Annotated in this window: 13 protein-coding genes; 3 read left to right on the top strand and 10 right to left on the bottom strand. The window is 66.7% G+C overall.

All coding sequences use genetic code 11. From position 1 onward, the window contains the following. Positions 1-62 precede the first annotated feature (62 nt). The 6 genes from fabG to CFB50_RS05710 all read right to left on the bottom strand — a co-directional run bounded on the left by fabG (position 63) and on the right by CFB50_RS05710 (position 5,004). On the bottom strand, positions 63-812 hold the full coding sequence (fabG, locus tag CFB50_RS05735; protein WP_006476504.1) for a 3-oxoacyl-ACP reductase FabG: 750 nt from the start codon (positions 810-812) through the stop codon (positions 63-65). 36 nt (positions 813-848) lie between these two features. Beyond that, entirely contained in the window at positions 849-1,781 is a 933-nt protein-coding gene (gene fabD / locus CFB50_RS05730; protein ID WP_089445206.1) for an ACP S-malonyltransferase, read from the bottom strand. An 83-nt stretch (positions 1,782-1,864) separates the two neighbouring features. After that, positions 1,865-2,854 carry a beta-ketoacyl-ACP synthase III gene (locus tag CFB50_RS05725; protein ID WP_089445205.1) on the bottom strand — a complete coding sequence of 330 codons (990 nt, stop codon included), beginning with the start codon at positions 2,852-2,854 and terminating at the stop codon, positions 1,865-1,867. Beyond that, entirely contained in the window at positions 2,855-3,961 is a 1,107-nt protein-coding gene (gene plsX, locus CFB50_RS05720) for a phosphate acyltransferase PlsX (protein ID WP_089445204.1), read from the bottom strand. A 129-nt stretch (positions 3,962-4,090) separates the two neighbouring features. Continuing rightward, positions 4,091-4,270: a 50S ribosomal protein L32 gene (rpmF, locus tag CFB50_RS05715; RefSeq protein ID WP_006051932.1), complete on the bottom strand. Its 180-nt coding sequence runs from the start codon at positions 4,268-4,270 to the stop codon at positions 4,091-4,093. Between the two features lie 98 nt (positions 4,271-4,368). Beyond that, on the bottom strand, positions 4,369-5,004 hold the full coding sequence (locus CFB50_RS05710; RefSeq protein ID WP_089445203.1) for a YceD family protein: 636 nt from the start codon (positions 5,002-5,004) through the stop codon (positions 4,369-4,371). Positions 5,005-5,234: 230 nt separating this feature from the next. Here CFB50_RS05710 and CFB50_RS05705 point away from each other — a divergent pair, with 230 nt between their 5' ends. Both CFB50_RS05705 and CFB50_RS05700 read left to right on the top strand, forming a co-directional pair. Beyond that, positions 5,235-5,867 carry a Maf-like protein gene (locus tag CFB50_RS05705; RefSeq protein WP_089445202.1) on the top strand — a complete coding sequence of 211 codons (633 nt, stop codon included), beginning with the start codon at positions 5,235-5,237 and terminating at the stop codon, positions 5,865-5,867. Continuing rightward, positions 5,864-6,586: an SAM-dependent methyltransferase gene (locus tag CFB50_RS05700; protein ID WP_089445201.1), complete on the top strand. Its 723-nt coding sequence runs from the start codon at positions 5,864-5,866 to the stop codon at positions 6,584-6,586. The genes CFB50_RS05705 and CFB50_RS05700 overlap by 4 nt, the downstream gene beginning before the upstream one ends. 57 nt (positions 6,587-6,643) lie before the next feature. On the opposite strand, the gene CFB50_RS05695 is transcribed toward CFB50_RS05700, so the two are convergent. Genes CFB50_RS05695 through CFB50_RS05680 form a run of 4 tightly spaced genes read right to left on the bottom strand, consistent with a single transcriptional unit; the run spans position 6,644 to position 9,716 of the window. Continuing rightward, positions 6,644-7,636, bottom strand: a complete 993-nt coding sequence (locus CFB50_RS05695; RefSeq protein WP_089445200.1) for a S49 family peptidase — start codon at positions 7,634-7,636, stop codon at positions 6,644-6,646. A gap of 12 nt (positions 7,637-7,648) precedes the next feature. After that, positions 7,649-8,050: a Rieske (2Fe-2S) protein gene (locus CFB50_RS05690; protein WP_043181955.1), complete on the bottom strand. Its 402-nt coding sequence runs from the start codon at positions 8,048-8,050 to the stop codon at positions 7,649-7,651. Beyond that, a complete protein-coding gene (locus CFB50_RS05685; RefSeq protein ID WP_089445199.1) occupies positions 8,047-8,706 on the bottom strand; it encodes an HAD-IA family hydrolase in 660 nt (219 codons plus the stop codon). The genes CFB50_RS05690 and CFB50_RS05685 overlap by 4 nt, the downstream gene beginning before the upstream one ends. 5 nt (positions 8,707-8,711) lie before the next feature. Beyond that, the gene (locus CFB50_RS05680) at positions 8,712-9,716 is read right to left on the bottom strand and encodes an RluA family pseudouridine synthase (RefSeq protein WP_039348433.1); all 1,005 of its coding nucleotides are present in this window, start codon (positions 9,714-9,716) and stop codon (positions 8,712-8,714) included. Between the two features lie 725 nt (positions 9,717-10,441). On the opposite strand from CFB50_RS05680, the gene CFB50_RS05675 reads away from it, so the two are divergent. Next, entirely contained in the window at positions 10,442-13,606 is a 3,165-nt protein-coding gene (locus tag CFB50_RS05675; protein WP_089445198.1) for an Rne/Rng family ribonuclease, read from the top strand. The last annotated feature ends 117 nt before the right edge of the window (positions 13,607-13,723 follow it).

Raw genomic sequence — 13,723 nt, 5'->3', positions numbered from 1 at the left:
GGTCGATCAAGCACCGATCCGCCTGAAAAACGGGATACGGCGCGGATGGTAAACGAAAATCGTTACGACATGTACATGCCGCCGTTCACGTGCAGCGTCGTACCGGTGATGTAACCGGCTTGCGGCGATGCGAGGAACGCGACGGCATGGGCGATGTCTTCCGGGCTGCCGAGGCGGCCGAGCGGAATCTGGGTCTTGAGCGCGGCCTGCTGTTCTTCCGGCAGCGTCTTCGTCATGTCGGTGTCGATGAAGCCCGGCGCCACGCAGTTCACGGTGATGCCGCGGCTGCCGATTTCACGTGCAAGCGCACGCGTCATGCCCGCCACGCCGGCCTTCGCAGCCGCGTAGTTGACCTGACCCGGGTTGCCGGCCGAGCCGACCACCGACGTGATGTTGATGATGCGGCCGCCACGCGCCTTCATCATCGGGCGGAGCACGGCGCGCGACAGGCGGAACACCGACTTCAGGTTGGTGTCGATCACCGCGTCCCAGTCCTCGTCCTTCATCCGCATCGCGAGCTGGTCCTGCGTGATGCCCGCGTTGTTGACGAGCACGTTCAGCGCGCCGAATTCCTTCACGGTCGCGTCGATCAGCGCCTCGGCGGCTGCCGCGTCGTTGACGTTCAGCACCGCGCCGCGGCCCGTGACGCCCGCTTCCGCAAACGCTGCGGTAATCGCAGCGGCGCCCGATTCGCTCGTCGCCGTGCCGATCACCGTCGCACCCAGGCGGGCGAGTTCGAGCGCGATCGAACGGCCGATGCCGCGCGATGCGCCGGTGACGATCGCAACCTGTTTATCGAGAGTCTTGTCCATGAATCGAATATCCGTCTCTTGAGAAAAGGCGCCGCGTCAGGCGGTCACCAGCTTGAGCGCTTCGTCGAGCGAAGCCGGATCGAATACCGACGCGCCCGTCAGGTTGCCGTCGATGCGCTTCGTCAGGCCGGCGAGCACCTTGCCCGGACCGCATTCGATCACGTGCGTGACACCCGTGCCGGCGATGTGCCGCACGCACTCGACCCAGCGCACCGGGCCTGCGGCCTGGCGCACCAGCGCATCCTTGATCGCAGCCGGATCGCTGACCACGGCGACGTCGATGTTGTTGACGACTGGAATCTGCGGCGTCTTGACGTCGACGTTCGCAAGATAGTCGCGCAGTTGATCCGACGCCGGCTTGAGCAGCGACGAATGGAACGGCGCCGACACCGGCAGCGGCAGTGCGCGCTTCGCGCCCTTCGCCTTTGCGATTTCGCAGGCCTTTTCGACCGCGGCCTTGTTGCCTGCGATAACGACCTGCGCGGGTGCATTGAAGTTCACCGCTTCGACGACGCCCGCTTCCGCGGCTTCGGCGCAAACCGCACGCACCGTGTCGTCATCGAGGCCCAGGATCGCGGCCATGCCGCCCTGGCCGACCGGCACGGCCGTCTGCATCGCCTGCGCGCGGAAGCGCACGAGCGGCACCGCGTCCTTGAACGCGAGCGCGCCTGCGGCGACGAGCGCCGTGTATTCACCGAGGCTGTGGCCGGCAACGATCGCCGGCGCCGGGCCGCCTGCCTGCTGCCACGCGCGATAGCACGCATAGGCTGCGGTCAGCATCACGGGCTGCGTGTTGGTGGTGAGGTTCAGCTCCTCGGCCGGGCCTTCGGCGATCAGCTTGCCGAGATCCTGATTGAGTGCATCGGACGCTTCCTGGAGCGTCTCGCGCACGACGGCCAGATCGGCGAATGCGTTGAGCATGCCGACCGCCTGCGAGCCCTGCCCCGGAAATACGAATGCAAATTTCATATCGTCCCCAATTGAATCGATTCGGACGGCGCGCACGAATGGCGCACCGATGGGATCCGCGCGCAGCAGTCGCGCGCCGCGGATCAGTAGCGGAAGACCGACGCGCCCCAGGTGAAGCCGCCGCCGACGCCTTCGATCAGCACGTGCTGGCCGCGCTGGATGCGACCGTCGCGCACCGCGGTATCGAGCGCCAGCGGGATCGACGCGGCCGACGTGTTGCCGTGCTGGTCGACCGTCACGACCATGCGCTCCTGCGGCAGGCCGAGCTTGCGGCAGGTGCTGGTCATGATGCGGATGTTGGCCTGGTGCGGAATCAGCCAGTCGATCTGCTCGGGCGCGAGATTCGCCTTCGCGAGCGCCTCGATCGCGACCTTCTCGAGCACGTTGACCGCGAGCTTGAACACGGCCTGCCCGTCCATGTACAGGAACGCGCTGCCTTCGATCACGCCGCGGTTGACGTTGCCCGGCGTGCAGAGGATGTGCGAATAGCTGCCGTCCGCGTGCAGCGCGCTGCCGAGCACGCCCGGCTCTCCCGACGCGGACAGGATGACCGCGCCCGCGCCGTCGCCGAACAGCACGCAGGTCGTGCGGTCCTTGAAGTCGAGAATGCGCGAGAACGTCTCCGCGCCGACGATCAGCGCCGTGCGGTGCTGGCCGCTGCGGATGAAGCTGTCGGCCGTCGCCATCGCGTACGCGAAGCCCGAACACACGGCCTGCACGTCGAATGCCGCGCCGCCGTTCTTGATGCCGAGCTTGTTCTGCAGCAGGCACGCGGTGCTCGGGAACACGTAATCGGGGGTCGAAGTCGCGACGATGATCAGGTCGATCGACTGCGGATCGATGCCGGCGGCTTCGATCGCGCGACGCGACGCCTCGAGCGCGAGGTCGCTGGTCGTGACGTCCGGTGCGGCGAAATGGCGCGCATGGATACCCGTGCGCGCAACGATCCATTCATCGCTCGTCTCGATGCCTTCCTTCGCAAGACGATCGGTCAACTGCTGGTTCGTGACGCGGTCAGGCGGCAGGTAGCTGCCCGTGCCGAGCACGCGGGAATAGAGAGTCGATTGGGCCATTTATGCTTTAGAGGATTGCGCAGCGGAAGGTTCGGCGTGATGGCCTGCGGCGGGGCTTGCATGGCCCGCGCCGCCCGAGTCGTGTTCGCCTTCGCCGAGCGACACTGAATTATCCGCCATCGCGCGCGCGAGGCGCTCCAGCACGCCGTTTTTGACGGCATCATACCCGCGTTTGATCGCCCACTCAAACGCGTAGGCATCGGCCGAACCGTGGCTCTTGATCACGAGGCTTTTCAGCCCCAGCAGCGCCGCGCCGTTGTACTGGCGGTGGTCGACGCGCTTCTTGAAACGCATCAGGACAGGCAGCGCGAGCAGCGCCATCAGCTTCGACATCAGCGAACGGCCGAACTCCTCGCGGATGATGTCCGACAGCATCTGCGCGAGCCCCTCGGACGTCTTCAGCGCGACGTTGCCGACGAAGCCGTCGCACACGATCACGTCGACCGTGCCCTTGTAGATGTCGTTGCCTTCGACGTTGCCGCGGAAATTAAGCGTGCTGGCGCGCAGCAGTTCGCCTGCGCGCTTGATCGTCTCGTTGCCCTTGATCACCTCTTCGCCGATGTTCAGCAGGCCGATCGTCGGACGTTCCTTGCCTTCGAGCGCCGCCACGAGTGCGTGCCCCATTTCCGCGAACTGCAGCAGGTGCTGCGGTTCGCAGTCGACGTTCGCGCCGAGGTCCAGCATCATCGTGTAGCCGGTCGGGTTCGGCAGGGCGAACGCGATCGCGGGCCGCTCGATGCCGGGCAGCGTCTTGAGTACGTAACGGGAAACGGCCATCAGCGCGCCGGTATTGCCGGCGGAGATGCAGGCCTGCGCCGCGCCTTCCTTGACGTGGTTGAGTGCGACGCGCATCGAAGAATCCTTCTTCTTGCGCAGCGCCACTTCGACAGGGTCGTCCATCGCCACGACTTCGGTGGCGGGAACGATGGTCAGCGCGGGATCGTCGAGGGCTTTCAGCTTTTTCAGCTGAGCGCGGATCGCGCTTTCGATGCCGACGAGCATCAGGTGCGCATCGGGATGCGCGCGGACGAACTTGACTGCCGCGGGAACGGTCACGGACGGGCCGTGGTCGCCTCCCATGCAATCGATTGTGAGCTTTACGGTCATGGAATGCGACGAATTTCAGGCACAAAAAAGCGGCAGTTGAATGCCGCCTTTTTGTTGAGCCAGGAAAGTGTCAAGCGAACCAGTTGTCACGCGAACGGCAAGCGTAGCGCGCAACGCGTGACTTGACGCTTAGTCGTTCTTCGTCTTGACGACTTTCTTGCCGCGGTAGTAGCCGTTCGGGCTGACGTGGTGACGCAGATGCACTTCACCCGTGCTCGGCTCGACTGCCAGCGGCGCTGCCGTCAGGAAATCGTGCGAACGATGCATGCCGCGCTTCGACGGCGACTTCTTGTTTTGCTGGACTGCCATGACTAACTCCTAAATAATTTTCCGGATTCTAACACAGCCCGATCCGGCGCTTAACTACCCTGGCCCAAAGCCTTTACGCCTTCCCGCGCCACAACTGCTTAGTGTTTCTTGGTGCCGTCACCGTCCTTCTTCAGCGCTTCCAGCGCTGCGAACGGATTCGGCCGTTTGCCTTCGTCCCCGGCTTCACCGGACTCTTCGTCCGACTCTTCCGCGGGACCGCTCGCACCCGACACGAGGCTTTCGTGAACTGCCGGGCAAACCTCGTGCTTGGGCACGAGCGGCAACGAAAGCAGCAATTCCTCTTCGATCAAGTCGACGAGATCGAACTGGCGTGAGCCCACGATCACATCGGCTTCATCGTCGTCGAGCGGAAATTCTTCAGCTTCTTCTTCGGTCGCGACGACCCGGTACGTCATATCGACGTCGAACGTCTGGTCGTACGGGCTCATGCAGCGCTGGCACGTGAGCCACGCATGGCCGTGCACCGCAAGGCGCAGATACGGCTGCTGCCCGTCGGCGCCGTCGTCCTGCAATTCCTTCTGGGTGAACCCTTCCGCCTGCCATGTGAAGACCGTGTCGCGATCTGGCGCGTCCGCGGGCACTTCGTTTAACATGCGCGGCAGTTGCGAGAGGCGCACCGCACCGGCTGCCTGCCGCCCGCTGCGGGCGAACTCGAACAGGTCGATTGCATGCGGATCAAGCGCCGCAGCCGGTTTGCCAGAAGAAGTGTTCATATGCGCTCCTGCCTACAGGCTGACTTGCGAATCCGGCTTGGTACCGCTCGCGTACGGCTCATCCACGGATGACGTACTTTACTTCCGAAGACCCGGCAGGCGCCACCACAACGGAAGCCTGCCGACGAAAAGCGGGAAAGCATACCTGTTTTACCTTTTGCGGTCAATCACTTAAGCTTGCGTCCGCGCAACGCCACACAACACCCGACGACTCACCGATCCAACCGACCATGCCGGATACCGTTTGCCGCCCGCCGCGGCTGATTCTTGCCTCCAGTTCACGCTACCGCCGCGCGCTCCTCGAGCGCCTCGGCCTCCCCTTCGACGTCGTGTCGCCCGACCTCGACGAAACTCCGCACGACGGCGAAACGCCGGCCGCGACCGCCCTGCGGCTCGCCGGCGCGAAAGCGCGCGCCGTCGCCGCCACCATCGACGCGCCGGACGGCGTGCTCGTGATCGGGTCGGACCAGGTCGCGACCTTCGACGGGCTCCAGATCGGCAAGCCCGGCACCCACGAGCGTGCGCTCGCACAACTCGTGTCGATGCAGGGCCGCGAAGTCGAATTCCACAGCGCGCTCTGCCTGTACGACAGCCGGACGGGCGAAGCACAGGTCGAGGACGTCGTCACGCACGTGCGCTTCCGCTCGCTGCCCGAGGCCGAACTCGACGCGTACCTGCGTGCCGAAACGCCGTACGACGTCGCCGGCAGCGCGAAGTCCGAAGGGCTCGGCATCGCGCTGCTCGACGCGATCGACTCGAACGATCCGACCGCGCTCGTCGGCCTGCCGCTGATCGCGCTCACGCGCATGCTGCGCGCCGCCGACTATCCGTTGTTTGCAATCACCCGTGGAGACCGCGCATGACCGCCGGCACGCTTTACCTCGTCCCGAACACGCTCGGCGAAGGCGACGAGTCGATGCTCGCGGCCGTCCTGCCCGCGGCCGTGCAGGCGCGCGCCGGCACGCTCGGCTATTACATCGGCGAGAACGCGAAGACGACGCGCGCCTTTCTGAAGAAGATCGGCACGACGCGCCCGATCCAGGAAATCGAGATCAGCGAACTGAACGTCAACACGCCGGCCGGCGCCATCGACCGGCTGCTCGCACCCGTGCTGGCCGGTGCGGACGCCGGCCTCGTGTCCGAAGCCGGCTGCCCGGCCGTCGCCGACCCCGGTGCCTTGCTGGTGCGCCGCGCGCACGAGCGCGGCGTGAAGGTGGTGCCGCTCGTCGGGCCGAGTTCGATCCTGCTCGCACTGATGGCATCGGGCCTGAACGGCCAGAGCTTCGCGTTCAACGGCTACCTGCCGGTCGACGCGGCCGCGCGCGCGAAACGCCTGCGCGAACTCGAGCAACTGTCACGCAAGGCGCGCCAGACGCAGATCTTCATCGAAACGCCGTACCGGAATCAGGCGATGCTCGACACGCTCGTCGCGACCTGCGCGCCGTCGACGCAGATCTGCGTCGCGGCCGACCTGACCCTCTCGACCGAGACGATCGCGAGCCGTACCGTCGCGGACTGGAAAAAGGCGCCTGCACCGAATCTGCACAAGCGCCCTGCGATCTTCCTGCTGCTGGCGAACTGAACGCGGCAGGCGAACCGCCCCCTGAACGGCGGGCCATCGCGGCCCGCCCGCCTCCGGTCAGCGCAGGCTGACCGACGCACCGCCGGCCGTCAGCGCCTTCATCGCGGCGCCGCCGACCGCCGCGCCGAACTTGCGCGCGACGCGGTTCGTCAGGCTTTCCTTCACCGTATAGTCGACGAGATCCGGCGCCTTCAGCACGTCGCGCGCGACCGTGTCGGTCGTGCCGTAGCCGTCCGCAAGCCCGAGCTCGACGCTCTTCTCGCCGGTCCAGAACAGGCCCGAGAACATGTCGGGCGTCTCGTGCAGCCGCTTGCCGCGGCCATCCTTCACGGCCTTGATGAACTGCGCGTGCACCTGGTCGAGCAATGCCTGCGCATGCGCGTCCATCTTCGGCGTTTCCGGAGAGAACGGGTCGTAGAAGCCCTTGTTTTCACCCGACGTATGCAGGCGCCGATCGACACCGAGCTTGCCCATCAGCCCGGTAAAGCCGAACCCGTCCATCAGCACGCCGATCGACCCGACGATGCTCGCCTTGTCGACGAAGATCTTGTCGGCCGCGGACGCGATGTAATAGCCGCCCGATGCGCACATGTCGGTCACGACGACGTACAGCGGCTTGTCCGGATGCTTCGCGCGCAGCCGGCGGATCTCGTCGTAGACCATCCCGGCCTGCACCGGGCTGCCGCCCGGGCTGTTGATCCGCAGCACGACACCGACCGTGCCGTCGTCGTCGAACGCGGCGTCGAGCGCGGTATTGATGTCATCGGCGTTTGCGTTGACGCCAGCCGCGATCTCGCCGTCGATCGTCACGAGCGCCGTATGCCGCCCGCTCGACGAAAACTTCGAATCGCTCGAGAAATCGATCAGCGCGAACGCGAACAGCACGAATACGGCGAGGAACGCGAAGCGGAAGAAGATCTTCCAGCGCCGCGCCGCGCGCTGCTCCTTGACGGCCGCGAGCGCGATCCGCTCGAGCGCCGCGCGCTCCCAGTTCGGTTCACGGCTGTCGGGACGGGAGGAGGAATCCGGGGAATTCGGTTGGTCGGCCATGCAGGGTTGTCGTTAGTCGGTCGTAGCGGGAACGGCGGGACGCAGGTCGGCGTCGGGCACCCAGAATACCGCACGCCCGTCGGACGTGTCGCGCTCGTCGACCTCGACCGGCCGCAGGCGGCCACCCCGGCACGGGCCGCCGACGCACTTGCCGGTGTTCGGCTCGTAGATCGCGCCATGCGTCGCGCACATCAGGTAGAGGCCCGACGATTCGAAGAACTGCCCTTCGGCCCAGTCGAGCTCCATCGGCACATGCGCGCAGCGATTCAGGTAGCCGTATGCCTGGCCCTCGTAGCGCACGAAGAACACGACGGCCTGCTCGCCGCGCAGCGTCGCGTCGACGCGCACGCCGGCGCCGCCGTCGGCCAGGGCATCCGATGCGCACACGCGCACGGCGTCCGGCGCCGCGCTCATGCGTGCTCCCGCAGCCACGCGGCCAGCGCGCCGACGTCCGGCGCGACGAAGCGCGGCGCGAGCGCAGCCAGTGCGTCGGCCGTGTGCGCGCCGTACGCGACGCCGACGCCGGCGGCCCCGGCACTCGCGGCCATCTGCAGGTCGTGCGTCGTGTCGCCGATCATCACGGTGCGCGACAGGTCCTGCCCCAATTCGCGGGTCAGTTCGTGCAGCATCGCCGGATGCGGTTTCGAGAAGGTCTCGTCGGCGCAGCGCGTCGCATCGAACAGGCTCGTCAGCTTCGACTGGTCGAGCACGCGATTCAACCCGACTCGCCCCTTGCCGGTTGCAACCGCGAGCAGATAGCCCGTGTCGCGCAGCTCGGCGAGCAGTTCCCGCACGCCGGCAAACAACTCGATGCGCTGGTCATCGAGCAGATAGTGATAGCGGTAGCGCTCGGCGAGCCGCGAATAGTCGGACGGATCAAGGGTCGGAGCCGTAATCTGCAGCGCATCGCGCAGGCCGAGGCCGATCACGTAGCGTGACGCCTCGTCGGACGGCGTGGGCAGGCCGAGATCGCGGCATGCGGCCTGGATGCTGTGCGCGATGTGCGCAGTCGAATCCATCAGCGTGCCGTCCCAGTCGAAGACGATCAGGTCAAATTGCTGTCGAGCCATGCGGTTCAGGCGGTATCGCGCAGTGCGCTGAGTTGATCGAGGAAGCGCCGGCATTCGTCCGGCAGCGGCGCATCGAACTGCAGCGCCTCGCCGGTCAGCGGGTGGGCGAGGCGCAGCCGGTACGCATGCAGGAACATCCGTTTCAACGACGGCTGCGCATTCGCGCGCGCCAGCGCCTTGTTCAATGCGAAATCGCCATACTTGGCGTCGCCGGCGATCGGCAGGCCGAGATGCGCGAGGTGCACACGGATCTGATGGGTCCGACCCGTTTTGAGTTCCGCTTCGAGGAGCGCGTACTCGGGCCAAAGGTCGACGAGGTTGAACACCGTGTGCGACGGCAGCCCGTCGTCCTGCACCCGCACGCGGCGCTCCCCTTCCGGGGTCGAATACTTGAACAGCGGCGCCTTCACCGCGCGGCGACGCCCCCAGTCGGACTGCCATTCACCGTGGACGCACGCGAAGTAGCGCTTGTCCATCTTGTTCTCGCGAATCTGTTCGTGCAGGCCCACCAGCGCCGTGCGCTTCTTCGCGAGCATCAGGATCCCGGACGTCTCGCGGTCGAGCCGGTGCACGAGTTCGAGGAATTTCGCGCGCGGGCGCGCCTGGCGCATCTGCTCGATCACGCCGAACGCGACGCCGCTGCCGCCGTGGACCGCAACCCCGGCCGGCTTGTTGATGACGAGCATCGCGTCGTCCTCGAACAGCACGTCGAAGTGCGCGGGCGGCACGATGGTGGCTTCGGCACGCGCGAGGTCGGCGGCGGCCACGCGCACGGGCGGCACGCGGACGATGTCGCCGAACGCGAGCCGGTACTGCGCATCGACCCGGCCCTTGTTCACGCGCACTTCGCCGCTGCGCAGGATCCGGTAAATATGGCTTTTCGGCACGCCTTTACAGACGCGCAACAGGAAGTTGTCGATACGCTGACCGGCCGAGTTTTCGTCGATCTCGATCATCGATACCTGGCCGCTTGCGACCGAATTCTGGGATATTTTGCCTAACTCGTTCATACTGAATATAATTTTGCCCAGCCAGACGTTGCGGGCGGCCTCACCGGCCGGCCCGGACCAACCGGGCAAGGCGCAAGCGCAAACCGTTATTTTACTTGCGCCGGGGGTCTGCTGCTCGCCCCTAATTAAAGAGAAGCAGCAAGTTGCACGCACGGCGCCGCCCGTCGGCAAGGATCGCGCCCACAGGCGGATTCGGTCGGCAAGGCGCCGCGGTAACGGAAAGTTGGTTGAAAAGAATTTGATCGGCAGCCCGACGGCGCGAAGTGCGTCCGCGCAGGCTGCCGGTTGCGAAAATTACGGCGTTGCGCCCGATTTGGCCCCGCGAAGCGTGCGGGGCCTGGCGACGTCAAACCAGGGAAGTACACCCCAGGCGGGAAAGTCGGGCTGGATTCGATACTCCCCGCTGCGGCCCGAGCCGCAGCATCTGCCGCCCGTTGGCACGCGCGTCGCACGACGACGCGCCCCGCGGCAGTGCCCGGCCTCAGGCTTAGCGCGCTTTGACAGCGTGCGGTGTGTGGACGCCGTGCTTTGAAGCCGTGTTCGCAGGTGCCCTATGGCCGCCGGCCCCGTCTTTCGGGCCCAAGCGCCTCTTCAGGCAATTCTCCCCGCCATCGTTCCCGCTCCAGCGTGCTCGTGACAACACAACAAGGCGCGGCCTGCCGTCGTTCCCGCCCTCGCGACTGACAACCGCGAGGCGCCGCCAGCAGAGCCGCCTGGAGTCGTTCATGAAACGCATGCTGTTCAATGCGACGCAGCAGGAGGAGCTGCGCGTCGCCATCGTCGATGGGCAAAAGCTCATCGACATCGACATCGAAACCGCCGGGCGCGAACAGCGCAAAGGCAATATCTACAAAGGTGTCATTACCCGCATCGAGCCGTCGCTCGAAGCGTGCTTCGTCAACTACGGCGAAGACCGCCACGGCTTCCTGCCGTTCAAGGAAGTCGCCCGCCAGTACTTCAAGGACGGCATCGACATGCGCTCCGCGCGCATTCAGGATGCGCTGCGCGAAGGCCAGGAGCTGATCGTCCAGGTCGAGAAGGAAGAGCGCGGCAACAAGGGCGCTGCCCTCACCACGTTCATCTCGCTCGCCGGCCGCTATCTGGTGCTGATGCCGAACAATCCGCGCGGCGGTGGCGTGTCGCGCCGGATCGAAGGCGACGAGCGTCAGGAACTGCGCGAAACGATGGCGCAACTGCAGATCCCGGACGGCATGAGCATGATCGCCCGTACCGCAGGCATCGGCCGCAGCGCCGAGGAACTGCAGTGGGACCTGAACTACCTGCTGCAACTGTGGCGCGCGATCGAAGCGGCGTCGCAAAGCGGCAACCCCGGCCAGCCGATGCTGATCTATCTGGAATCGAGCCTCGTGATCCGCGCGATCCGGGACTATTTCCAGCCCGATATCGGCGAAATCCTGATCGACACGAACGAAATCCACGATCAGGCCCGCGCATTCATGGACATCGTGATGCCGGACAACGTCGCGAAGGTGAAGCGCTACCACGACGACGTGCCGCTGTTCTCCCGCTTCCAGATCGAACACCAGATCGAGACCGCGTACTCGCGCACGGTGCCGCTGCCGTCGGGCGGCGCGATCGTGATCGACCACACCGAAGCGCTCGTCGCGATCGACGTGAACTCGGCGCGTGCGACCAAGGGCGCGGACATCGAGGAAACGGCGACCCGCACGAACCTCGAAGCGGCCGACGAAGTCGCCCGCCAGCTCCGCCTGCGCGACCTGGGCGGCCTGATCGTGATCGATTTCATCGACATGGAATCGGCGAAGAGCCAGCGCGAAGTCGAGCAGCGCCTGAAAGACGCGCTCAAGCATGACCGCGCGCGCGTCCAGATGGGCAAGATCTCCCGTTTCGGCCTGATGGAACTGTCGCGCCAGCGCCTGCGTCCGGCCCTGTCGGAAGGCAGCCACGTGACCTGCCCGCGTTGTAACGGCACCGGTCACATCCGCGATACCGAATCGTCCGCGCTGCAGGTCCTGCGGATCATTCAGGAAGAAGCGATGAAGGAAAACACCGCGGCGATCCACTGCCAGGTGCCGGTCGAGGTGACCGCCTTCCTGCTCAACGAAAAGCGTCAGGAAATCAACAAGATCGAGTCGCGCTTCAAGGTCGGCATCGTGCTGATCCCGAACAAGCACCTCGATACGCCGCACTACAAGCTCGAGCGCCTGCGCCACGACGACGCCCGTCTCGACGATCCGCGCGCGTCCTGGAAGATGGCCGAGGAAGCCGCCCGCGAACTCGAGTCGGAAACCGGCTACAGCAAGCGCGCGGCGGAAGTGAAGCCGAAGCAGGAAGCCGCGGTCAAGGGCATCACGCCCGAGCGTCCGGCCCCGAGCCCGGCACCGCAACGCCCGGTCGAACCGGTTGCAGCGCCCGCGCCAGTCGCGCAGGCCAGCGGCGGCTTCATCGGCTGGCTGAAAGGTCTGTTCGGCGTATCGCCGGCGCCCGCACCCGCACCGGTCGCTCCGGCCCCGGCGAAGGAGCAGGCAGCCCGTCCGGCTCGCGGCGAACGCACCGAGAAGTCCGAGCAACGCGGCGAACGCGGCGGCGATCGCAACCGCAACCGTCGCGGCGGCGCCCAGCAGGCGCAAGGCGGCCGCGACCAGGTCGCGGCCGGCCGTGGCCAGCCGCAACGCCAGGAGCGCGAAGGCAAGGAAGTGCGCGAACCGCGTGAGGCTCGTGAGCCGCGTGAAGGCCGCGAACCGCGCGAGGGTCGTGAACCGCGTGAAGGTCGCGAGAACCGCGAAGGTCGCGAGGGCCGTAGCCCGCGCGAAGGCCGCGAGCCGCGTGAAAGCCGTGAGCCGCGCGAACCGCGTGAGAGCCGCGAACCGCGTGAACCGCGTGAACCGCGCGAGCGTGTCGAGCAGCCGGAAGGCGTCGAAGCAGCGGGTCGTGGCGAGCGCCAGGAACGTCGCGAACGCGGCGAGCGCCGCAAGCCGACCCAGCATGCGGCAACGCTGGAAACCGTCACCCGTGGCGAAACCCATCCGGAACCGGAAGCCGACAAGGCCGTCGCAGAAGCCCTGCCCGGCGCCGAGCTGGCAGCCGATGCGGAAGCCGGCGCGCGTGATGGCGAGGAACGTCGCCGTCGCCGTCGCGGCCGCCGCGGCGGTCGTCGCGAGCGCGAGGAAGACGGCTCAGTCGTCGACCACGCCGAGCAAGGCGCAGAAGGCGAAGTGACGGTGCAAGCAGTGACGCCGGAAGCACCGGCTGCTGCCGAACCGGCCCACACGGCCGCACCGGCAGTCGTCGTGGCAGCCGCCGCGGCAAGCGCCGTCGTCACCGAAGCCGTGGTCGAACGCCACGCCGAACCGGCAGCACCGACCGCTGTCGAGCCGCAGCCGGCACCGGTACACGTCGAAGCAGCGCCGGTCGAAGCAGCAGTGGTCGTCCAGGCGGCAGAACCGGCACCGGTCGCACCGGCCGTCGATACGGAAGCCGGTCCGGCTCCGGTCGCGGTTTCGCCGACCGACGCGTTCGAAGTGCCGGCAGCACCTGTCGCCGTCGCGGCGCCGCAGCAGGCATCCGTCGAGCAGGCCGCGCCCGCCGTGACGACCGAAGCCGCTCCGGTGGCTGCGGAGCCGGCCCATGTCGAAGCGGCGCCGGTCGAGGCCGCCGCCGCACCGGCACCGGCTCCGGCACCGGCTCCGGCCCCCGCCCAACCGGCAGCCGAGCCCGCTTCGGCGAGCCTGGATACCGTGCTGGAGCAGGCCGGTCTCGTCTGGGTGAACACGGACGCAAGCAAGTTCGCCGCTGCGCAGGAAGCCGCGTCGCGCCTCCCGCGTCCGGCTCGCGTGCCGCGCGAACGCAAGGCGCTGCCGCCGGTCGATACGGCCCCGATGCAGCAGGTCGAAACGACGCATCACTGATCGACGCATCGTCCGGCCAGGAAAAGCCCGCCTCCGGCGGGCTTTTTCATGTCCGCGCTGCGGGTTTCCGCCCACCGGACCGACCCGCCGCTTGCGGCTAAAATAGAGGTCTGGTTC

Origin of the sequence: Burkholderia sp. AU33423 (assembly GCF_002223135.1) — a bacterium.
In the GTDB taxonomy this organism is placed as follows: Bacteria; Pseudomonadota; Gammaproteobacteria; order Burkholderiales; family Burkholderiaceae; genus Burkholderia; species Burkholderia lata_D.
The sequence above is the reverse complement of the archived record's forward strand: the minus strand, read 5'-3'. Positions and strand labels throughout refer to the sequence as shown.